The sequence below is a fragment of the Streptomyces sp. NPDC026062 genome (genome assembly GCF_055568375.1).
On the sequence record NZ_JBVHOQ010000003.1, the window covers coordinates 183,533 to 204,324 of the forward strand.

Annotated in this window: 20 protein-coding genes and 1 tRNA gene; 12 read left to right on the forward strand and 9 right to left on the reverse strand. The window is 72.2% G+C overall.

Annotated features, from left to right (window positions below):
* Positions 1 to 26 precede the first annotated feature (26 nt).
* Together ACZ4LX_RS03990 and ACZ4LX_RS03995 are read right to left on the reverse strand one after the other, a co-directional pair.
* Positions 27 to 2,018, reverse strand: coding sequence for a hypothetical protein (locus tag ACZ4LX_RS03990; RefSeq protein ID WP_467635284.1), 1,992 nt, complete (start codon positions 2,016 to 2,018; stop codon positions 27 to 29).
* A 3-nt stretch (positions 2,019 to 2,021) separates the two neighbouring features.
* Positions 2,022 to 2,954 (reverse strand): SGNH/GDSL hydrolase family protein, encoded by a 933-nt coding sequence (locus tag ACZ4LX_RS03995; RefSeq protein WP_467635288.1) that lies wholly within the window; start codon positions 2,952 to 2,954, stop codon positions 2,022 to 2,024.
* Between the two features lie 152 nt (positions 2,955 to 3,106).
* Here ACZ4LX_RS03995 and ACZ4LX_RS04000 point away from each other — a divergent pair, with 152 nt between their 5' ends.
* The 3 genes from ACZ4LX_RS04000 (at position 3,107) to ACZ4LX_RS04010 (ending at position 5,717) form a co-directional block, all read left to right on the forward strand.
* Positions 3,107 to 4,318: a PucR family transcriptional regulator gene (locus ACZ4LX_RS04000; RefSeq protein ID WP_467635763.1), complete on the forward strand. Its 1,212-nt coding sequence runs from the start codon at positions 3,107 to 3,109 to the stop codon at positions 4,316 to 4,318.
* A gap of 40 nt (positions 4,319 to 4,358) precedes the next feature.
* The gene (locus tag ACZ4LX_RS04005; RefSeq protein ID WP_467635292.1) at positions 4,359 to 5,054 is read left to right on the forward strand and encodes a class I SAM-dependent methyltransferase; all 696 of its coding nucleotides are present in this window, start codon (positions 4,359 to 4,361) and stop codon (positions 5,052 to 5,054) included.
* Positions 5,055 to 5,162: 108 nt separating this feature from the next.
* Entirely contained in the window at positions 5,163 to 5,717 is a 555-nt protein-coding gene (locus tag ACZ4LX_RS04010) for a DoxX family protein (protein WP_467635294.1), read from the forward strand.
* A gap of 85 nt (positions 5,718 to 5,802) precedes the next feature.
* On the opposite strand, the gene ACZ4LX_RS04015 is transcribed toward ACZ4LX_RS04010, so the two are convergent.
* Positions 5,803 to 6,150, reverse strand: a complete 348-nt coding sequence (locus ACZ4LX_RS04015; RefSeq protein WP_467635297.1) for a hypothetical protein — start codon at positions 6,148 to 6,150, stop codon at positions 5,803 to 5,805.
* A 254-nt stretch (positions 6,151 to 6,404) separates the two neighbouring features.
* Between ACZ4LX_RS04015 and ACZ4LX_RS04020 the strand changes: the two genes are divergently transcribed.
* The 3 genes from ACZ4LX_RS04020 (at position 6,405) to ACZ4LX_RS04030 (ending at position 12,082) form a co-directional block, all read left to right on the forward strand.
* Positions 6,405 to 7,454, forward strand: a complete 1,050-nt coding sequence (locus tag ACZ4LX_RS04020; RefSeq protein ID WP_467635299.1) for a slipin family protein — start codon at positions 6,405 to 6,407, stop codon at positions 7,452 to 7,454.
* 306 nt (positions 7,455 to 7,760) lie between these two features.
* Positions 7,761 to 10,748 (forward strand): DEAD/DEAH box helicase, encoded by a 2,988-nt coding sequence (locus tag ACZ4LX_RS04025; protein WP_467635301.1) that lies wholly within the window; start codon positions 7,761 to 7,763, stop codon positions 10,746 to 10,748.
* Complete coding sequence (locus ACZ4LX_RS04030; protein ID WP_467635303.1) at positions 10,745 to 12,082, forward strand: SWIM zinc finger family protein; 1,338 nt, start codon at positions 10,745 to 10,747, stop codon at positions 12,080 to 12,082. The genes ACZ4LX_RS04025 and ACZ4LX_RS04030 overlap by 4 nt, the downstream gene beginning before the upstream one ends.
* A 13-nt stretch (positions 12,083 to 12,095) precedes the next feature.
* On the opposite strand, the gene ACZ4LX_RS04035 is transcribed toward ACZ4LX_RS04030, so the two are convergent.
* Positions 12,096 to 12,404, reverse strand: coding sequence for a hypothetical protein (locus tag ACZ4LX_RS04035; RefSeq protein ID WP_467635305.1), 309 nt, complete (start codon positions 12,402 to 12,404; stop codon positions 12,096 to 12,098).
* A gap of 273 nt (positions 12,405 to 12,677) precedes the next feature.
* Here ACZ4LX_RS04035 and ACZ4LX_RS04040 point away from each other — a divergent pair, with 273 nt between their 5' ends.
* Entirely contained in the window at positions 12,678 to 13,409 is a 732-nt protein-coding gene (locus ACZ4LX_RS04040; RefSeq protein ID WP_467635307.1) for a DUF7873 family protein, read from the forward strand.
* 38 nt (positions 13,410 to 13,447) lie between these two features.
* Positions 13,448 to 13,535: transfer RNA gene (locus ACZ4LX_RS04045), tRNA-OTHER, on the forward strand.
* A gap of 337 nt (positions 13,536 to 13,872) precedes the next feature.
* On the opposite strand, the gene ACZ4LX_RS04050 is transcribed toward ACZ4LX_RS04045, so the two are convergent.
* Both ACZ4LX_RS04050 and ACZ4LX_RS04055 read right to left on the reverse strand, forming a co-directional pair.
* The gene (locus ACZ4LX_RS04050) at positions 13,873 to 14,490 is read right to left on the reverse strand and encodes a peptidase (protein WP_467635310.1); all 618 of its coding nucleotides are present in this window, start codon (positions 14,488 to 14,490) and stop codon (positions 13,873 to 13,875) included.
* A 30-nt stretch (positions 14,491 to 14,520) separates the two neighbouring features.
* The gene (locus ACZ4LX_RS04055; protein WP_467635313.1) at positions 14,521 to 15,732 is read right to left on the reverse strand and encodes a pyridoxal phosphate-dependent aminotransferase; all 1,212 of its coding nucleotides are present in this window, start codon (positions 15,730 to 15,732) and stop codon (positions 14,521 to 14,523) included.
* Between the two features lie 84 nt (positions 15,733 to 15,816).
* Here ACZ4LX_RS04055 and ACZ4LX_RS04060 point away from each other — a divergent pair, with 84 nt between their 5' ends.
* Complete coding sequence (locus ACZ4LX_RS04060) at positions 15,817 to 16,494, forward strand: winged helix-turn-helix transcriptional regulator (RefSeq protein WP_467635316.1); 678 nt, start codon at positions 15,817 to 15,819, stop codon at positions 16,492 to 16,494.
* An 89-nt stretch (positions 16,495 to 16,583) separates the two neighbouring features.
* The gene (locus ACZ4LX_RS04065) at positions 16,584 to 17,135 is read left to right on the forward strand and encodes a cupin domain-containing protein (RefSeq protein ID WP_467635319.1); all 552 of its coding nucleotides are present in this window, start codon (positions 16,584 to 16,586) and stop codon (positions 17,133 to 17,135) included.
* 58 nt (positions 17,136 to 17,193) lie between these two features.
* On the opposite strand, the gene ACZ4LX_RS04070 is transcribed toward ACZ4LX_RS04065, so the two are convergent.
* Complete coding sequence (locus ACZ4LX_RS04070) at positions 17,194 to 17,559, reverse strand: nuclear transport factor 2 family protein (protein ID WP_467635322.1); 366 nt, start codon at positions 17,557 to 17,559, stop codon at positions 17,194 to 17,196.
* A gap of 68 nt (positions 17,560 to 17,627) precedes the next feature.
* Between ACZ4LX_RS04070 and ACZ4LX_RS04075 the strand changes: the two genes are divergently transcribed.
* Positions 17,628 to 18,275, forward strand: coding sequence for a nucleoside/nucleotide kinase family protein (locus ACZ4LX_RS04075; protein WP_467635326.1), 648 nt, complete (start codon positions 17,628 to 17,630; stop codon positions 18,273 to 18,275).
* A gap of 15 nt (positions 18,276 to 18,290) precedes the next feature.
* On the opposite strand, the gene ACZ4LX_RS04080 is transcribed toward ACZ4LX_RS04075, so the two are convergent.
* Positions 18,291 to 19,199 (reverse strand): carbohydrate kinase family protein, encoded by a 909-nt coding sequence (locus ACZ4LX_RS04080; RefSeq protein WP_467635329.1) that lies wholly within the window; start codon positions 19,197 to 19,199, stop codon positions 18,291 to 18,293.
* Complete coding sequence (locus ACZ4LX_RS04085; RefSeq protein ID WP_467635332.1) at positions 19,196 to 20,137, reverse strand: pseudouridine-5'-phosphate glycosidase; 942 nt, start codon at positions 20,135 to 20,137, stop codon at positions 19,196 to 19,198. The genes ACZ4LX_RS04080 and ACZ4LX_RS04085 overlap by 4 nt, the downstream gene beginning before the upstream one ends.
* Positions 20,138 to 20,341: 204 nt before the next feature.
* Here ACZ4LX_RS04085 and ACZ4LX_RS04090 point away from each other — a divergent pair, with 204 nt between their 5' ends.
* Positions 20,342 to 20,704, forward strand: a complete 363-nt coding sequence (locus tag ACZ4LX_RS04090; protein ID WP_467635335.1) for a cupin domain-containing protein — start codon at positions 20,342 to 20,344, stop codon at positions 20,702 to 20,704.
* Positions 20,705 to 20,792 lie beyond the last annotated feature (88 nt).

A 20,792-nucleotide genomic window follows, 5' to 3' on the forward strand; every position in this document is an offset into this window, starting at 1 on the left:
TGTCTGTTCCCTGAAGGGAAGGGGCGTCAGGAGGTGGGGGTTGCGGTGCACGGAGTGGTGCCGCAGACATTGATGACATGCCCGGTGGTCAGGAAGGTGGCCTTCTGCTGACGTGCGGTGGGCGAGTTGCGGGGATCCTCGTGCGGGTCGTGGCCGTACTCGGGTCCGGTGGGCGGGGTGTTGGTGAGCGGGGGTGCGGGGGTTCCGCTGTCCCAGACGGTCATGGCCGAGCCCCGGTAGGGGAGTTGACCGGCGTGGATGCGGCGGATGCCCCAGTACGGAACGGTGTCCGGGCTCCGGCCGGGTGCGAGCGCGGGAGACAGCAGCCGGGCACCGATCGTGCGCGCCTCCACCTCGGCAGCCGCGTTCGCGACCTGGTGGTCTCCGTAGGCGATGTGGAGCAGTACCCGGTGGCGGTCGGTGAGGTGGTTCGCGTACGCGTTCGTCTCGCCCCGGTCCCACACCATCTGGAACAGCTGGAGGACGAGCTGCTGGCGCAGCTTGTCCGGGTAGGCGACATCCAGGACCTGCTGGAACGGTGCGAAGTCGGCGCTCCGGTTGAGGAGCAGCCCGTAGTTCATGGCGGTGACGCCCAGCACCCCGCGCCGGATGTCGGGCGAGGCGGCGACGAGGGCGCCGCCGAGGATGCCGCCCTGGCTGTTCCCGTCGTACGCGAGACCGTGCCGGGTGTCGACGAGGGGGCGGCCGTCGTCGGTGCGGAACGCGGCGTCGCCGACCAGACCCCCGGAGTGGATCAGGGCGCGGCCGAGGAACACGGCGTTCAGCATGCCCTGTTCGCTGCGCTCGGGGATGGCGGGGAAGAGGTTCGGGTCGGCCAGTGCGGCCAGGACGACGGGGATGTCCTCCTTGGCCATGCCGGCCCAGTCCGTGGCACAGAAGGTGAAGTTGTGCTCGGCGGCCATGTCCTTGACGTTGCCCGCCCCGACCTCGGAGCGGGAGCCCAGCAGCCCGTGTCCGTAGAGGGAGGGGCGGGAGGGGGTGCTGAAGGCGGAGCGGGGGATCTCGCAGCGGAACGCGACGGGCTGGGTGTTGAGGGGGAGCCGGCGCGGTACGCCGTCGTGGTCGCGGTTCAGGACGGAGCCGGGCGGACCGCCCGGCAGGCTGAGATAGCTGGGTACGGTGATCTGCCCGGTGACCTCGCGGGCGATCCGGGCGTCCTGGCCCGCGGTGAAGTCGGTGACGCCGGTGACGGTGAAGCCGGGCGAGCGGTTGCCGAGGCGGCGCAGCGCGTCGTCGCGGATGGTGAAGAGGTCGCCGGTCAGGCTGCGGGTGGAGGCGACGGTGAAGTCCCAGGCCAGGTTGAGCCCTTCGGCACTGAATCCGGCCCTGCGCAGGGCGGTGAGGGCGGGGCGCAGCTGGTCCTGCCGGGCGCGCAGCGGGTCGTGGGCGGGCAGCCGTTTCCCGGCGACGGTGGCGAACGCGGCGCCCGCCGGGAGCGTACGGCCCTCGGCGTCCTTGAGGCGGCGCAGGGCCACGGCGTAGTGGTGCCCGTCCTGGAAGTTGCGGGCCGGGTGGATCAGCAGCGCCCGGCGTGCGGGATCAGGCGCGTTGGCGTCGAGCTCGGCCCAGTACGGCCACCGTTCACCGGTGGTGGTGTCCAGGAGTACGACCGGGGCGTCCCGGTCGAGGGAGCGGCCGATGCCGGTGAGCGGGGCCGCGCCGGTCGCCGCCAGGTCCAGGCCCGGCACCTGGGCGATCAGGGCGGAACCGGGGGAGAAGCCGTCGGAACGGTTCCAGGCGGCCGGACCGACGGGCAGCCCGGTCACGGGGAGGGGCAGGACGCCGGCGTCGAAGTCCACCCGGCGGCCCGTGTCGGTGTCCGGGTCCGGCCGGGTGTACCAGTCGTTGGGGAACGGCAGCAGGCACTCCGCGGGTGCCAGCGGATCGCAGCCCCGCTGCGGCGGATGGCCCGCCGTCGCGGCGTGGGCGGGCGGGGCGAGGAGAGCGGCCGCTCCGAGCGCCGCCGCGAGCAGTCCGTGGAGGAGTGCCTGCCGCACGGTTCAGCTCCCCTGGAGGTGGGCGCCGATGATGCGGGCGTAGGCCGCCTCACCCCGCTGGTTGGGGTGGAGCGGGGCGGCTGCCGCGGTCGGCACGTATCCCTCCACCCACTTGTCCGAGGGAGCCTGGCAGGCGTCGTGGCCCTTGCTGGGGGCGGCCACATCGACGTACTCGGCGCCGTGGGCGGCGCTCTGTTCGGCGATCACCGTGTTCATCCGGTCGACGCTGCCCTGGAGGAAGTCGGCATCCACCGGGAGTACGGGCTGGAGCGGCCAGCAGCCACCCGGCTTGATGTAGAGCCCGTAGCCCGTGACGATCACACGGGCCTGGGGCGAACGCTGGTGGATCCCGTCCAGGACGGCGGCGAGCCGGGGCGCGAACTCCGCGATGCGCTGCGCCACCTGATCGACCCCGCCCTCGGTCAGCTTGTCCTTGCACGGGGTGGCGGTCGGGTCGAGCTGCATGCAGTCCTGCGCGATACCGACCAGACCGGCGTCGTTCCCGCCGATCGTCAGGGTCACCAGGTCGGTGTCCGCGCGCAGGGCGTCGAACTGCGGCGGCGCCGATCCCATCGGGATGTCGAGCAGGGAGAGCGACTGCTTCTCCGTCATGTGCTTGGACTTGGCCCCGCTGCAGGTGACGTCGCGCAGTGACGCGCCGATGCTCGCGGCCAGCTCGTGCGCGTAGTTGTGCGTGGAACGGCCGCAGGCCACCGGACCCGTGATGTCGGGGATGAGGGGCCCGGACGCCATCGAGTCGCCGAGCGCGACGTACGACAAGGTGTCGTCGCCCGCCGCCGAGGCGCCGGACGCGCCCGTCCCGACGGCCAGTCCGGCCAGGGCGAGCGCAGCCACGGCAGTTCTGACGGTCCGACAGAGTGTGCTGTTCGACGCTGAGTTCACGGCAACCTCCGGTGTGGGGAGAGGTGGTGGCATGGCGGGTGTCGCCGGTCATCATGCAGACTCGGACGGCGTCGTTTAACTGGTCGGTAACGCAGACTTCCGCGGGGGCTTTTGTGACACATGACAAAGAGCGTGCTGCCGGAACGTGCGCCGGCGCGGACCGGAGAGCCGATGCGCGGCGCCCGCTGCGCATCGCCGGCCGCCCGGTGGCGGCCCAGTTACGGGCCCGTGCCCCCGCGCTGACCACCCGTGTCGTCGCCCGGCTGCTCAGCGATCTGCCGGTCTACGCGGAGCTGCCGCACGAGGAGATCGCGGGCGACATCGCCGACATCGTGCAGCACAATCTGCGGCTCTTCGCCGATGTCGTCGAGCACCGCAGACCCGCCACCGACGCCGAACTGGCCCAGCAGCGTGACTCGGCGGCCCAGCGGGCCGAGGAAGGCGTGCCGCTGGACGCCATCCTCACCGCGTACCAGGTGGGGATCGGGATGTGCTGGGAGGAGACCGCCCAGGACGCCGGACCCGGAGACCTGCCGACCGTGCTGGAGATCATGAACCGCATCATGGTCCTCCAGCAGCAGCTGACCTCCGCGGTGAGCGGCGCCTATCTGGAGGCCCGGCAGATCCTGGACAGCCAGGAACACGGCGGCCGGCACGCCCTGATGGCGGCCCTGCTGACGGGCGAGGACCTGGAGCGTTTCGCGCGGCGCACCGGACTGCGCCCGGCCGCCCGGTATCTGGCGATGACGCTGGCGCTGGGTCCGCACGACGACGAGGTGGGTCAGCTGCCCGGACCCGGTACGGCAGTGGCGGCCCGCCGCAAGATCCGCAGGATCCGTACGGCCCTGGACCGGTTCGGCGGAACGCCCGCGCTGACGGCTCTCGACGAGACGGGCGGCACTGTCCTGCTGCCCGTCACCGAGCCGCCGCCGTGGAGCGGGCCCGGCGGTCTGTGCGACCTGATCACCGAAGTCACCCGGGCCGCGGGGGTGCCGGTCACCGCGGCGGCGGAGACCACGGAACCGGCGGCGGTGCCGGCCGCCGTGGCCCGCAATACCGAGATCGTCGCCCTGGTTGCCCGCACCGGCCGGCCGGCCGGTCTGTACCGGCTGGCCGATGTCCTGCTGGAGTACCAGCTGAGCAGGCCGAGCGAGGCCCTGAGCGGGCTGGCACGGCTGCTCCATCCCCTGGAGGCGAAACCGGAGCTGCTCCACACGCTGGAGACGTACCTCGCCCACGGCCTGGACCGCAGGGCGGCGGCAGCCACGCTGCACATCCACCCGAACACCGTCGACTACCGCATCCGCCGCATCGGCCGGCTGACCGGCCTTTCCCCTGCCCGGCCGACAGACCTCCAGCATCTCAGCGCGGCGCTGGTCGCACGCCGTTCGGTATGAGACGGGGAACGACAGGAGCCGACCGTTCGTTCGGCAGGGCATGACTGAGCGAGTGGTACGGGAAGGGTATTCGGGGACGGGACCCGGCGAGATCACACCGGACGGCTGCGCCGTCGAGCTGTACGCGCGACTGGCCGTCAACGACGAGCCGGACGTGATCGCCGCCGCCGTCCCTGCCGGATCGAGCATTCTCGAACTGGGCAGCGGGGTGGGCCGGGTGACGCACCCGCTGCTCGCCCTGGGCTTCGATGTCACGGCCGTGGACGAGTCGGCGCAGATGCTGGAACGGGTGCGCGGCGCACGCACGGTGTGCAGCCCCATCGAGTCGCTGGACCTCGGCGAGGAGACCTTCGACGTGGTCATGCTGGCCTCGTTCCTGGTGCACTCGGGGAGCCACCGGGTGCGCGAGGGGCTGCTGCGCACCTGCCGCGGATACGTGCGCGACGGCGGCGTGGTGCTCATCCAGCGGGAGGGCGAGGACTACCACGTCGACCTGCCGCGCGAGCGCGTCCATCCGGCCGGGTACACGACGCGGATCGTCTCCTCGGAGCCGGTGGGCGACGGGGTGGAATCGGTCTACGTCGAGTACGAGTTCGCGGACGCGCGCTGGACGCAGACCTTCCTCTCACGGCCTTTGTCGAAGGAGCGGTTCGAGGACTGTCTGGACGAGGCCGGGCTGCGGGTGGACCGGTACCTCACCGAGGACGGGATCTGGGTGCGCGCCGTGCCCAAGTAGGGCCTCGGCAGGGGAAAACGGTGGCCGGTGGGGCGATGAGTTACGGGCCGGTTCGCGGTCTGACCTTGTGTGAGCAATACCGCGCACCGCTTCCCCGAGGAGACCACCATGTCCGGGAACACCATGTCCGGGAACACCACGTCCGAGACCGCGGCGTCCGAGACCGCGGCGTCCGGGAATGAGACGTCCGGGAACGAGACGTCCCGCATCACGGAGGCCGGGATCACGGCGTCCGCAGGCGGGCCGGCCGCTTCCGCACCCCCGTCGGCCGCCGCCGGCCGCCGTGGCCGGGGCGCTGTCGCGCTGAGCGTGGCGCGGTACGCCCTCGCCCTGTTCCTGGGCTTCAGCGGAATCGCCAAACTGATCGCCCACGAGTCCGCCGTCGAGTCGTTCGACCGGATGGGCTGGAGCCACGGAGCGATGTACGCCATCGGCGGTCTGGAGACGGCCGGGGCGGTCGCGCTGCTGATCCCGGTCCTCGCCGGGGTGGCGGCCCTCGCCTTCTGCGGGCTGCTGGCCGGGGCGTCGGTCGTCCAGCTGACGCTGCTCGATCCGCCGAACGCGGTGATGCCCGCGATGCTCATCGTGGTGATGGTCCTGATCGCCAAGGACCGCCGGGCCGCGACGGCGGCGCTGATCGCGCTGGTCCGTCGCGGTGCGTGAGACGGACGCCGGTGCGGACGCGCACCGGGTGCGCGACCCGTCGGGGCCGCGACCCGGCGCACGTCCGCACCGGCGTCCCGGTGGATCAGTGAACGGTGGTGAAGCTGCGCCAGGGCAGCGAACTGGGCGCCCGCACGTCGGTCAACGTGGTGGCGACATAGGTCGTTCCCGGGCCCGTGCAGTCCCGGGTGCGGTACAGGATGATGTCGATCAGGGTCTCGTTGGCCACTACCTTGGCCCCCGCGGGGGCCAGCCGGTGGCATCCCTTCACCGAGGGGCTGTTCACCATGACCACGGCATCGCGTTCGGTCGTGTAGATGACCGGACCGACAGCGGTCCGGCCGAGGCTCGAACAGCCTGCGACGGCAAGGGTCAGGAGCGCGGTCCCGGCGGCGATGCCGAGACGGCGGCGTCGGTGGTCGATCACGGGCATGGGCGGGTCCTCGTCTGTCTCGTCCGGCTCATCCGTACGCACTCCGTCACATCACCCCGTAGGCCACCGGGGGACGTGCTGACGCTGGTCACCCTGCCCGCTCGTGGCGGGCACGGCATCCGGGAAGCGGCCGGGCGAGGGATGGCGGAGCGGGCCCTGGTTCGCCCGCTGTCCAAAGGGGGCGTAACGTGGTATTAGCGCTGATTGTGGCGTGAGGTAGATGTTCCGGTTCTTCCGGATGGCAGGGGGCCGTCATGGTCCAGGAGCTCTTGATCGCAGCGGTGGTGGCGATCATGGCGGTAGTCGTGTACACGGCGGCGGCCGCCCGGGTCGTCAAGCAGTACGAACGGGGCGTGGTGCTCAGGCTCGGCCGGCTCCGCAACGATGTGCGCGGGCCCGGATTCACCATGGTGCTGCCCGGCGTCGAGCGGTTGCGCAAGGTCAACATGCAGATCGTGACCATGCCTGTGCCGGCCCAGGACGGGATCACCCGGGACAACGTCACGGTCCGCGTGGACGCGGTCATCTACTTCAAGGTGGTCGACGCGGCGAGCGCGGTCGTCGAGGTGGAGGACTACCGGTTCGCCGTCTCGCAGATGGCACAGACGTCGTTGCGTTCGATCATCGGCAAGAGCGATCTGGATGATCTGCTGTCCAACAGGGAGAAGCTCAACCAGGGCCTGGAGCTCATGATCGACAGTCCTGCGGTCGGATGGGGCGTGCAGATCGACCGGGTCGAGATCAAGGACGTCTCGCTGCCGGAGACGATGAAACGCTCCATGGCCCGCCAGGCGGAGGCCGACCGTGAGCGGCGCGCCAGGGTCATCAACGCGGACGCGGAACTCCAGGCCTCCAAGAAGCTGGCCGAGGCGGCGTCGGAGATGTCTGCCCAGCCCGCCGCGTTGCAGCTGAGGCTGTTGCAGACCGTGGTGGCGGTGGCGGCGGAGAAGAACTCCACCCTGGTGCTGCCGTTCCCGGTGGAGCTGCTCCGCTTCCTGGAACGGGCCCAGCAGCCGACGCCTCCGCCGCAGGCCGGACAGCCCGCGCCGTTCGAGCGGACCGGGCAGCCTGTGCCGCAGCCCGTGGAGGGTGCGGCAGCGGACGCCCACCCCCGCGACCGGGCGGCGGAGGCGGGGGACGGGCCGGTGGAGCCGGCGCCCCGGTCGGACGAGCCGCCGGCGCCCGCCGCCTCCGAGCCACCGGCACCCGGTACGGGCCGCCCGCGCCACGCCACGCAGGCGAAGGCGGCCGCGCCTTCCGGGAGGCCCCGTCCCACCGGCTCGAAGCCGCTCGCCAGGCACTGACCGCCGGCTCATCAGGGGCTGGGCCACCCGATCCCAGACGCCGGCCCCTCCACGTGTCAGGCACTGATCCGGGCGCCCATCAGCGCGCCGGCCGCGCCGCCGGCCAGGCTGCGGGGCGTCATGCTCCGGCCGCCGCCCGACCCCGTACGAGTTGCGGGCAAGGCGGCGGCCGGTCCGCTGTCAGACCTCCCGCCTAGACTCGCGAGTCACAGGGTTCCCGTGCCGGCAGGGCTTGACCAGGCATGGAGGACCGATGACGCAGGAGCTCCCGAGCGGGGCCGGACAGGAAGGGGAGGGGAGGCGCCGGTGAGCATCGCATCGCCGCCGCAGGACGCGGCCGTGGGCCGCCTGCTGCGCTGTGCGGCGGTCTTCCTGCCTGCCGCGCTCCCACGCGAGGGACAGATCGCGTTCTGGGACCCGGAAGGGCACCCGCTGCCCGACCCGGGCGACCTGCACCCGACCGGGGGTGCGCTCCCGGCGGGCACCGGCGGACCCGCCGAGCCCGACGGCACAGGCACGCGCCCCTCCGAGCCCGACAACACGGGCACGCGGACCGCCGAGATCACGGTCGTCTGGCGACGCGGCGAGCGGGGAAGCGTCCGCAGGGTCACCGTGCCGGCCCTGCTGCTCCCGGTGGCCGATGCCGTGCCCCTGCTGGCCCGTGCCCGCCACCAGCGGTCCGCCCACCCCGCCACCCGCTGCTGGGGCGCCGCCACCCTCCACGCGCTCCACCTGGTCTCCCGGGGCCGGATGCTTCCCGGACTGACCGCCGACGACCACGACGCCTGGCGTGCCGGACCGCGTGACGCCGAGGACATCGCCCACCTGCGTGCCGTCGCCGCGGCCATGCCCGCCGAGGGTTACGCGATCCCCTTCCCCGGCCGCGTGCCCCTCCAGGTCCCCGACCCCGAGCCGCTCATCGGCTCCTTCCTCGACGCGGTGGCCGACACCCTGCCCCGGACGCCCGCGGCCGCCTTCGCCATGGGGGCGCCGTTCGCGGCCGGGGAAGCCAGGCATCTGCCCGGCGCCCGGGAGTGGGCGGTGGAGGTCGCGGCCGGACTGGACGCGGGCGTACGGGTCTCGCTGCGCCTGGACCTGTCCTCGTACGAGCTCTTCGACACGGCCGGCACCGATGAAGGGGCCGTCCCCGGCGAGCCGGACGACGGCCGCACACCGGCGGCCGCACGGCATGCCGGAGCCGCCATCACCCAGGTGCACAGCCTCGCCGACCCCACCTACGTCGTCGACGCCGCCGCTCTGTGGAACGGCACGGCGGGCGAGCCCTTCGGCCCGCGCGCCCAGGTCGACGCCGTGCTCGCCCTGCGTCGCGCCGCCCGCGTCTGGGCCCCGCTGGAGCGACTGCTGGACCAGCCCGTCCCCGACGTACTGGCCCTCACCGAGGACGAGTTGCAGGATCTGCTGGGCACAGGCGGGGCACGGCTGTCGGATGCCGGGGTGAGCGTGCACTGGCCCAGGGAGCTCGCCCGCTCCCTCACCGCCTCGGCGGTCGTGCGGCCCGCACCCGGCTCGGCCACCGACGGCACCTCCTTCTTCGACGCCGAACAGCTCTTCAGCTTCAACTGGCAGCTCTCGCTGGGGGACCAGAGGCTGACCGAGGCCGAGATGGATGTGCTGGCCGAAGCACACCGGCCCGTGGTGCGCCTGCGCGACCAGTGGGTCGTCGTCGACCCCGCTCTCGTACGCAAGGCACGCAAGCGGGAGCTGGGGCTGCTCGACCCGGTGGACGCCCTCGCTCTCGCCCTGACCGGCAGCGCCGAGGTGGACGGCGAGCAGGTCGAGGCGGTTCCGGTCGGCGCGCTGGCCGCGCTGCGCGCCCGCATCGTCGAGGACGACACCCTCATCGCACCGCCGCCCGGTCTCGACGCCACCCTCCGCGACTACCAGCTGCGCGGTCTGGCCTGGCTGGACCGGATGACGTCACTGGGCCTCGGCGGCTGCCTCGCCGACGACATGGGCCTCGGCAAGACGGTCACCCTCATCGCACTCCATCTGCACCGCGCCCACCCCGCGCCCACTCTGGTGATCTGCCCCGCCTCCCTGCTGGGCAACTGGCACCGGGAGATCAGCCGCTTCGCCCCGGGCGTCCCCGTCCGGCGGTTCCACGGCACCGACCGCACCCTCACCGAACCCGACGGCGGATTCGTCCTCACCACCTACGGCACGATGCGCTCCAGCGCGGCCGAACTGGCAGCCCACAGCTGGGGACTGGTCGTCGCCGACGAGGCACAGCACGTGAAGAACCCGCACTCCTCCACGGCGAAGGCGCTGCGCACCATCCCGGCCCCGGCCCGGGTCGCCCTGACCGGCACCCCCGTCGAGAACAACCTCTCCGAACTCTGGGCGCTGCTCGACTGGACCACCCCCGGGCTCCTGGGCCCCCTCAAGGCGTTCCGGGCCCGCCACGCCCGCATCGTGGAGAACACCGGTACCGCCGCCGGCATCGCCAACGACGAGGCGGTGGAGCGTCTTTCCCGGCTGGTGAGGCCCTTCCTGCTGCGCCGGAAGAAGTCGGACCCGGGCATCGCCCCCGAGCTGCCGCCCAAGACGGAGACCGACCACCCCGTCTTCCTCACCCGCGAACAGGCCACGCTCTACGAGGCCACGGTGCGCGAGACGATGGCGTACATCGAGGCTTCGGAGGGCATCGCCCGGCGCGGCCTGATCATGAAGCTGCTGGCCTCGCTCAAGCAGATCTGCAACCACCCCGCGCAGTACCTGAAGGAGGAACCGACCCGGCTCACCGGCCGCTCCGGGAAGCTCGCCCTGCTCGACGAACTCCTCGACACGATCCTCGCCGAGGACGGCTCGGTGCTCGTCTTCACCCAGTACGTGACGATGGCCCGGCTGCTCTCCGCGCATCTCACCTCGCGCGCGATCCCCTCCCAGCTCCTGCACGGAGGTACGCCGGTGCCCGAGCGGGAACGGATGGTGGACCGCTTCCAGTCCGGTGAGGTCCCGGTCTTCCTGCTCTCCCTCAAGGCCGCCGGCACCGGCCTGAACCTCACCCGGGCCGCCCACGTCATCCACTACGACCGCTGGTGGAACCCGGCGGTCGAGGAGCAGGCCACCGACCGTGCCTACCGCATCGGGCAGACCCAGCCGGTCCAGGTGCACCGGCTGATCGCCGAGGGCACCGTCGAGGACCGGATCGGCGAGATGCTGCTGGCCAAGCGGGCACTGGCCGACGCCGTGCTCGGCACCGGGGAGAGCGCGCTGACCGAGCTCAGCGACCGCGATCTGGCCGATCTCGTCTCCCTGCGGAGGCCGTCATGAGCCCCAGGCCGCATACCTCTGCCTCTCCCGCCGCCGCGCGGCCCGGCAAGCGGCCCGGCACACGATCCGGCGCACGGCCCCGCCCGGGCCCCGACGACCTGCGGCGGACCTTCGAGGCCGTGCCGGCGCGCACGTCCCAAGGGGACGAGCCGTTCGCGGACAGCTGGTGGGGCCGGGCCTGGGTGGCGGCGCTGGAGGACCTGTCGATGGACGCGCCCCGGCTCGCCCGCGGGCGCGCGTACGCGGACAGCGGGAACGTCGCCGCGATCACCGTCACCCCGGGGCAGGTCGTCGCCTACGTGCACGGCAGCCGCCCCCGCCCCTACCGCGCCGAACTGCGGCTGCGCACCCTCACCGACTCCGGCTGGGAGACCCTCCTCGACGCGGTCGCCGCCCGCCCCGGACATCTCGCCGCACTGCTCGCCAAGGAGATGCCGCACTCCCTCGCCGACACGGCGGCCGCCGCCGGTGTCACCCTGCTTCCCGCAGCGGACGACCTCGACCCCGGCTGTTCCTGCCCCGACCGCGGCTGGCCGTGCAAGCACGTGGCGGCGCTCTGCTACCAGATGGGCCGCCTTCTGGACACCGACCCGTTCGTCCTCCTGCTGCTGCGCGGCCGGGGGGAACGCGATCTCCTGGAGGACCTGGGACGTCGCAACGCCGCGCACTCCGCGAGGGAGCGGCCCGCAGTGCCCGCCGCCCCGTCCATACCCGCGCGCGAGGCGCTTGCCGACCGTTTCCTGCCGCCGCTGCCCGCCCCGTTCCCGGTGGAGCCGCATCCGGGCCGGCCGCCCTCGTACCCGGAGTTCCCCGGCGCCCGGGACCCGCTCGCCCTCGACCAGCTCGCCACCGAGGCGGCTGCCCGCGCCCACACCCTGCTCACCACCGGCCTCGACCCGATCGCCGGGCTCACCGCCTGGCAGGACGCGGTGCGGCTGGCAGCGGCCCGTCCCACGGCCGGACTCACCGCCACCACCCGCGCCCTCTACCGCGAACTGGCGTCCGCCACCGGCCGCAACACCACTGACCTGGCCCGTGCCGTGGCCGCGTGGCGCCAGGGCGGAGCCGAGGGGCTCGCCGTCCTGGAGACACCGTGGGACCCACCGGCAGGCCCCTTCGACCGGGCCCGCCCCGCCCTGGCCGCCGCCGGCTTCCCGCGCTTCCAGCCGTGGCGCAACCACCTCACCCACCCCGGCGGTGCGCTCCAGCTCCGCTTCGGCCACGACGGCCGGTGGTACGGCTACGAGTCCGACCCGGGCGAGGACGAGTGGTGGCCCAGGGCCGCGCCGGACTCCGACCCGGTGGGCGCGCTCCTGGAGCTCAGCGGCGGCTGATCCCGCCGCAGGATCAGCTGTTGAGGAAAATCAGCAGACCGATCAGCAGTACGGCGACGACAGGCAGCATGATGAGCCGCGCCTTGCGGAACGACTCGTTGTCCTGCTGCGCCAGCCCCTGGCCGGCCCCGTGGGCGGATGCCAGGTGCTCACCGGCCATGTCGATGAGGCGCCGGGTCGTCAGGAGCGACGGCGACCAGTCGCAGTGCGTACAGACGAGGAAGTCCCGGTACGGCTCGTACCGGAAGTCCCGCTCGATGTTGACCGTGAAGACCTGACCCTGCTCGGTCGTCGCGGTGAAGTGACGTACGGGCGTGCCCACCTGGTGTGCTCCCTGCTGGTCGACGTCCGGTGCCCCGGAACCCGGACGCGGAACAGTATCCGACGGGTCGCCGCCCCCGCCGCCCGGCCGGGGAACGCCGACGCGCAGCCGTGCGCGGCCGGCGCCCCCGCCGAGGCGTCCGGGGCCGGAAACCGGCCGACGCGCGCTCCTCCAGCCGCGCCACCGTCCGGGCGCGCACGGGCCCGTCAGGTGCACAGCGGAGCGGGAAAAACCGCTGGTGCGGGTGGAGTTGCTGTTGTTAGTTTTCCGGACGTGGCGAAACTCAATCAGATCATCGCAGTGGAGAAGGGCGTCAAGTCCAAGGCTCACCAGGACCTGACGGCGGCGCATCACGGCCTCCAGAAGGCCGGTCTGCTGGCCGGGATCTCCCGTACGTACCAGCCGAAGGACGAGGAGGGTGAGCAGCTGCCGCCCGAATCGACCCTGGTGCAGGTCAAGGCCGAGGACGTGCTGCGGGAGACCGCCGCGACGCTCACCCGCCTCTTCGACGTGACCGCCACGAAGGACTGGGCCAACTGCGCGGCCCGCGCCGACGTCTCGGTCGACGGGTGTGTTCTGGTGAGCGGCGTGCCGGTGTCGTATCTGCTCTTCCTGGAGAAGCAGCTCACGGACATCAACACCTTCATCCGCAAGCTTCCGGTGCTGGACGCCTCCGAGGCCTGGTCCCAGGATCCCTCGACGGACTCCTGGAAGACCGAGCCGGTGCGGACCCTGCGGACGAAGAAGGTCCCCCGCAACCACGTGAAGGCGGAGGCCACCGAGAAGCACCCCGCGCAGGTCGAGGTGTACTACGAGGACATCCCGATCGGCTACTGGACGACGGTGAAGTTCTCCGGTGCGCTGCCCGCGCGGCGGATCAACGAACTGCTCGACCGGGTCGAAAAGCTCCAGCAGGCCGTCAAGTTCGCGCGCGAGGAGGCCAACGGCGTGGATGTCACGGACCAGCGGGTGGGTGATGCGGTCTTCGGTTACCTCTTCGGATGAGGTGACCGGCCATGGAAGCCCCGGCGGCGGTCGACGCGGCCGGGGTGCGCGAGGAGCGCAAAGCTGAAACTGAAGTTTGTCGTGACGGACGCGGTTCACGTGGAGGTTCGAGTCCTCCCCCCGGCACTTCCGTGCCTCCCGTACGGATACGGGCCGGGGTGGCCCAACTGGCAGAGGCGGCCGCGATCAATCTCAGACTCCTGCTCCAGACTCAGCATGCGCCGCCTATCGCCGGATCAACCGGGCCCGTGCCCGTGCGCGTCGAGATGCCGGTTCGACTCCGGCCCGCGGAGCTTCGGTCTGCGGTCGTCCAAAGGCAGGACGCGGCGACATAAAACTGACACGGGACCTTTAAAAGTGCCGGCGTGCCGTACAGGCGGCAATCACAGGGCTCGGGGGCCGGCTACGCCCCCGGGCCCGCTCCCGTTCCGGACCCCCGCATCATCGCGTCCGGCCCCGCACATCATCGCGCCGGGCGCAGCGACACCCCGCGGCCCGCGAAGAAGCGCTCGAACTCGGTCAGCGGCAGCTCCGCCGCCCGGGTCGCGGCCGTGGTGCCGGACGGGTTGTGGAAGTGGACGCCCGTTCCGTCGGCCGTACGGGACGTCAGGAGCACCAGGTGTCCGCCGCGCCCCGGCGCGGGACGCTGCGGGTGACGGATCGCGTAGTGCACCGACGCCATGACGGACCGGCCCTCGTCCAGCAGGTCCGGGATCTCCTCCGGTGCGAGGACGCGGTGGACCGTGGCGTCCAGGCCGTGCCTCTCGCGTACGTATGTGGCGAAGGGGGCGTAGACCAGCCCCCGGATCGCGCCGTCGCCGTCCTCGGTGTAGGCGCCGTACTCCAGCGCTCCGTCCCGCAGCGCGAAGAGCGACGGGGCATCGGCGCCGAGCGCCATGCGCAGGCAGGTCATACCGCACAGATGACCTGCCCAGCGCGCGTACTCAGCGGGCGACTTGGCGCCGGAGTCCGCCCAGCCGGGGTCGGTGGCCGGGTCCAGACCGCCCTCGACGATCGGCCCGACGAGGTCGAACGAGGCGAACTGGGTGTGGACGGGGGTCCGGCAGGTGGGACAGCTCACGGTCGGGCTCCGCTCGTCTCCGGCGGCAGGTCACTGCCGGTATCCGGTCAGGAAACGGCCGATTCGGCTGATGGCCGCGTCAAGATCGTCAGCGTACGGGAGGGTCAGGATCCGGAAGTGGTCGGGCCGGGGCCAGTTGAAACCGGTGCCCTGGACGACCTGGATCTTCTCCCGCAGGAGCAGGTCAAGGACGAACTTCTCGTCGTCGACGATCGGATGCACCTTCGGGTCGATGCGCGGAAAGGCGTACAGCGCGCCCTTCGGCTTCACGCAGGACACCCCGGGGATCTCGTTCAGCTTCTCCCAGGCGCGGTTGCGCTGCTCGTACAGCCTGCCGCCGGGCACCACCAGCTCCCGGATCGACTGGCGGCCGCCGAGCGCGGCCTGGATCGCGTACTGCGCGGGAGCGTTGGGGCACAGCCGCATGGAGGCGAGCATGGTCAGCCCCTCCAGATAGCTGCGGGCGTGCTGCTTGGGGCCTGACACCACCATCCATCCCGAACGGAAGCCCGCCACGCGGTACGTCTTCGAAAGCCCGCTGAAGGTGAGGCAGACCAGGTCGGGGGCGAGGACCGCCACACTGTGGTGCTCGGCGTCGTCGTACAGGATCTGGTCGTAGATCTCGTCGGCGAACACCATCAGGCCGTGCCGGCGGGCCAGGTCGAGGATGCCTTCGAGGATCTCGCGCGGATAGACGGCACCGGTCGGATTGTTCGGGTTGATGATCACGACGGCGCGGGTGCGGTCGGTGATTCTGGAGGCCATGTCGGCGAGGTCGGGGTTCCAGTCCGAGGCCTCGTCGCACGTGTAGTGGACGGCCTTCCCGCCGGCCAGCGTCGTCACCGCGGTCCACAGCGGGTAGTCGGGGGACGGGATCAGTACCTCGTCGCCGTCCTCCAGCAGCCCCTGCACCGCCATCGAGATCAGCTCGGAGACGCCGTTGCCCAGGAAGATGTCATCGACGCCGACCTCCGTCAGCCCCATCGCCTGATAGCGCTGCGCCACGGCCCGGCGGGCGGACAGGACGCCGCGCGAGTCCGTGTAGCCGTGGGCCCGGGGAAGCATCCGGATCATGTCCTGGACGATCTCCTCCGGCGCCTCGAAACCGAACAGTGCCGGGTTGCCCGTGTTGAGGCGGAGCACGCTGTGGCCCGCCTCCTCCAGGGCGTTGGCGTGTTCGATGACCGGGCCCCGGATCTCGTAACAGACCTCGTTGAGCTTGCTGGACTGGCGGAACTCCATGCGGTGCCTCCCGACCCGATTGCGATACTTGGTTTTACCAAGCTTGGACTTGGAAAGTCCAACAACGTGTCTAGACTGAGTCGCATGCCACGTCAGCAACAGCCCGCAACCCGCCCGGTCCGCCGCCGGAGTTACGACCAGTTCTGCGCCGGTGCCCGTGCGTTGGACGCCGTCGGTGACCGGTGGACCCTGCTGATCGTCCGTGAACTGCTGGCCGGTCCCCGCCGCTACACCGATCTGCACGCGGACCTTCCCGGCGTCAGTACGGATGTCCTGGCCTCCCGGCTGAAGGACATGGAGCAGGGCCTGCTGGTGACCCGCCGCAAACTGCCGCCGCCCGCCGCGGCTGTGGTGTACGAACTCACCGAGCGCGGACACGGGCTGCTGCCCGTCCTCGCCGCGCTCGCCGAGTGGGGAGCGCCCGCACTCGCGGAGCGGCGGCCCACGGACGCGGTCCGGGCGCACTGGTTCGCGCTTCCGCTGCTGCGCGCGCTGGAGGGGTTCGGGGGGCGGGCGGCCGACGGGGTGGTCGATGTGCGCCTCGACGAGGGCGAGTTCCATGTCCGTGTCGGCGCGCCGGTGGCCGGTGAGCCGGTCTACGGGGATGGGCCGGCCGCCCGTGCCGACGCGCGCATCGCCCTCGACGCCGGACTCTGCCTCGCGCTGGGGCGCGGCGAGCTGACGTTCGCCGAGGCTGTGCGGGACGGGCGGATCGAGGTGTCCGGTGCCGGAGCGCTGGCTGCGGAGCTGCGTGGCGCATGACGATCGTCCTGGCGTGATTCATGCGGTCAACTTCTGGGTAGCGTCGGGGCATTTGGGATGTCCGGGACACTGACGCAAGGGAGTTGCCCATGAGGACCGGCAGACAGCAGGGCCAGGAGGAGCGGCGGAGCACGCGGGGACAGCAGGGGCGGCAGGACTCGTCGGAGCGGCGGAGGCCGCAGGGGCGGCTGGGCAGGGCGCTTGTCGTCGCGGGCTGCGCCGCCGCGCTCGGCATCGTCCCGGCGGCGGCCGTCGCCACCCCCGGCAGCGGGGTGAGCGGCACCGTCGTCGCGGAAGGCACCTCGCCGGGCAAGCTGAAGGTGAAGACGCCGGAGGGCCGTACCGATGTCACCTTCCGGACGATCACCGTCGAGCCCGGCGGTTCCACCGGCTGGCACACGCATCGCGGCCAGCTGATCGCCGTCGTCAAGTCCGGGACGCTGACCCGCACCCTGGACGACTGCTCGGTCGAGGTGACACCGGCCGGCACCTCCTTCATCGAGCCGTCCGGGGTGAAGCACCGCCACATCGGGCGCAATCTGGGGACCGAGCCCGTCGTCCTGTGGGTGACCTATCTGCTGCCCGAGGGCAGCGAACTCTCCGACGACGCCGACGCGGTGGACTGCGGCAAGAAGAAGTAGGGCACGAGGCCCGCCCTCTGTCGTCCCGGCCGGCCACCGCGCCGCCGGGCGCCGACCGTCAGTGGGCGAGTGTCTCCCCGTATGCCCCGAGACCGCTGATCACCAGGCCGTCGCGGAAGGTCAGCACCTCGTACACCCGGCCGCCGATCTGGTTGCGGTAGTCGATCACCAGGGTGCCGACGCTCACCCGCACGTCCATGACCTCGAACGCGAGGTCGGGGATGAGCTCCAGCCCACGCGTCCAGTAGGCGCGCAGCTCGGCCTTGCTGCGGACCGTGCCGGAGGCGTCGCCGGTGAACCGGGCGATCATGGGGGAGCTGAACGTCACGTCGTCGTGGTAGTGCGCCAGGATGCGTTCCAGGTCGTGGGAGTTCCAGTCGTCCTGCCACTGCGCGGCGAACGTGCGAGCGAATGCGAGATCCATGATCAGGACCGTAAGGGGTCGAGCCGTCGGGCGCCGCGGATTTCCGGGAACGGGTGCACGATGGACGCGTGCGATTCGAAGCGATCACCTGGGAACGGCTCGCGGACGCGCTCGCCGCGCACGCCGACGGGCTGAAGGCGGCCGACGGAGGGCCCTGGCTCAGGATCGCCGTCGACGGTGCCCCGGCCGCCCGCACCGGTGAGCTGGCCGGGGCGGTGGCCCAGGCGCTGCGGCTGCGCGGCCGGGCGGTGCTCGTGGTGTCCACCGCGGGGTTCCTCCGGCCGGCCAGCCTGCGGTACGAGTACGGCAGGCAGGACCCCGACTCGTACTACGGCAGCTGGTTCGACACCGGCGCCCTGTGGCGTGAGGTGTTCGGTCCGCTGGAACCGGGCGGCGGCGGGCGGGTGCTGCCCGATCTGTGGGATCCGGTCACGGACCGGGCGACGCGCAGCCCGTACCGGCATCTCCCGGAAGGCGGGGTGCTGGTCCTGCACGGGCCGTTGCTGCTCGGCCACTGGTTCCCGTTCGACCTGAGTGTCCATCTGCGGCTGTCGGCGGGCGCGCTGCGGCGGCGCACCAGGGAGGACGAGCGGTGGACCCTGCCCGCCTTCGAGCGGTACGAGGACGAGGTGGCGCCCACTGCGAGCGCGGACGCGGTCGTCAGGGCCGACGACCCGAACCGCCCCGCCTGGACCGGACCGCGGGCGCAGGGATGATCTCCCGGAGGCCGGTCACGGCCGGTCCCCGGGCAGGGGCGGCCGCCCGCCCACGGTCCTGACGGCCGCCGCCCCCGCACGGCACCCCGCCGCCGCGGCGGCCGCATCGTCGGCCCCCGCCAGCCGGGCCGCGAGAAAGCCTCCGGTGAACGCGTCCCCGGCCCCCGTGGAGTCCACGGCGGCGACCACCGGTTCGGCCGGAGCGCGGGCGGTCACCTTCCCCGAGGTGGCCAGCAGAACGCCGCCATCGCCGAGCGTGACCGCGACCTGACGAACCAGCAGACTCAACTTGGCCGCCGCGTCCGCCGGTTCGGGGAGTCCGGTGAGCAGCCGGGCCTCGTCCGCGTTGGGCAGCAGGAGATCCGCCCCCTCCGTCAGGGCCAGGAACCGGTCGACGCCCAGTTCGGCGAGGAAGCCGGCCGAGGCCGGATCGATGCTCACCGGGATGTTCCGCCGCCCGGCCTCCCGCAGCGCCAGCAGGGCGGTCGCGCGGCTGGTCCCGGCGAAGAGGAGGTATCCGGACAGATGGAGATGGGCGATGCCGTCGAGCATCGACGGCGCCCAGTCCTCGGGGGCCAGCCTCAGCACCGCGCCGCTGTCGGTGAGGAAGGTGCGCTCGGCGGACGGGTCGACCAGGGCGACTACGGTGGCCGTCGGCGCATCGTCGTCCACGGCCAGCAGCTCCCGCACCCCCGCGCGCCGCAGCAGTTCCCGGTGCCAGTCCGCGGAGTCCGTGCCCACGCGGGCCAGCAGCCGTACGTCCCGGCAGCCCGCGTGTGCGGCCCAGCAGGCAGCGTTGGCCCCCGCGCCGCCCGCCCGCGTCCCGATCCGGGCCGCCGTGTCCGTGCCGTGGGCCAGTGCCGAACCGTGCCGTGCGACCACGTCCGTGACCACGTCCCCGACGACGAGAAGGCCGCCGCTCACCGGGCGGCCCAGGCGGTGGCGATCCGCCCGGCGAGCGCCACGTTGCCCCGGACGGCCGCCAGGTTGGCCTCCAGCGAGGCGCCCTCGGTGCCCCGCATCAGATGGCCGAGCAGATACGGCGTGACGGCCTGCCCCACGATGCCGTGCTCCCGGCACGCGTCCAGCGCCTCGGCCAGGACCCGGTCGTGCAGCGCGGGATCCAACTGCTCCTCCCGCGGTACGGGGTTGGCCACGACAAGCGCCGACGCCGGGCCGCCGAGCGCGTCCTGCGCCCCCATCACCTCGGCCACCTCCTCGGGAGACCGCACGGTCCAGTCGACCGGTTCACCCGAACTGCTCAGATAGAAGCCGGGGAACCGGTCGGTGCCGTAGCCGAGCACTGCGACCCCCAGCGTCTCCAGGCGCTGGAGCGTGGCCGGCACGTCCAGGATCGACTTCACGCCCGCGCAGACCACGGTGATGCCGGTCCGCGCCAGCAGCCGCAGGTCCGCAGACTCGTCCTGGGTCTCGGTCCAGCCCCGGTGCACACCCCCGAGCCCGCCCGTCGCGAAGACGCGCAGGCCCGCCCGCGCGGCGAGGAACGCGGTCGCCGAGACCGTCGTCGCCCCGCTCGCACCCGTCACCAGTGCCGGTGCGAGGTCCCGGTGTCCCAGCTTGCGCATGGCCGGGTCCTCGGCGACCCGCTCCAACTGGCCCTTGTCCAGGCCGACTCTGGCACTGCCGTCCAGCACGGCGATCGTGGCGGGTACGGCACCTGCCGACCGGACGATCTCTTCCAGCTCCTCGGCGACCCGCAGATTGCGGGGGCGGGGCAGGCCGTGGGCGATGATCGTCGACTCCAGGGCGACCACGGGCCGGCGCGCGGCGAGGGCATCCCGCACCTCCGTGGAGAGAACGGGTGCGTACGGGGCGGCGTCGAACGGCTCAGTCAATGACATGTCCACATCCCTGTCGCGGGCGGGCCGCACTCAAACGTGGCCTGGTCCGGGCGGCTGGAAGTCGCTTCACCTTGCGTGGTCGTCGGGCCCGTGTGGTGCGAGACCGGCGAGCTGGGCTCGTGCGACGCGGGGCCGGAGGGCCGGACTCCATTCCGCCCGGCCTGGTGGTGGGACGTTCGGAGGCGGTGGCTAAGGTGACCGGCCATGACCACATTTGATCAAGCTCCCGCCTCTTTTTCCGTGCACATTCCCGACGCGGTGCTCGAACCGGAACCGCTCGAACCCGAGCAGATCGTCTCGGGAGAACCCGAGGTCACCGGCAAGGTGCTGTGGGAGTCGGCCGACGGCAAGCAGGTGCGCGGGATCTGGCAGATCACGCCCGGCGTGGTCACGGACACCGAGGCCGACGAACTGTTCGTGGTCATCAGCGGGCGCGCGACCGTGGAGGTCGAGGGCGGTGCCACGCTGGAGGTCGGACCGGGCGACGCCTGTGTGCTGCGCGAGGGGGACCGTACGACGTGGACCGTGCACGAGACGCTGCGCAAGGCCTACCACATCAGCCTCTGAGCAGCGCCTGCGCAGCGTGTCAGTCCTGCCGGCCTGGTGCCCTGCCGGCCTGATGCCTGTCGTCCAACCGCGGGAGCACCGGCACAGG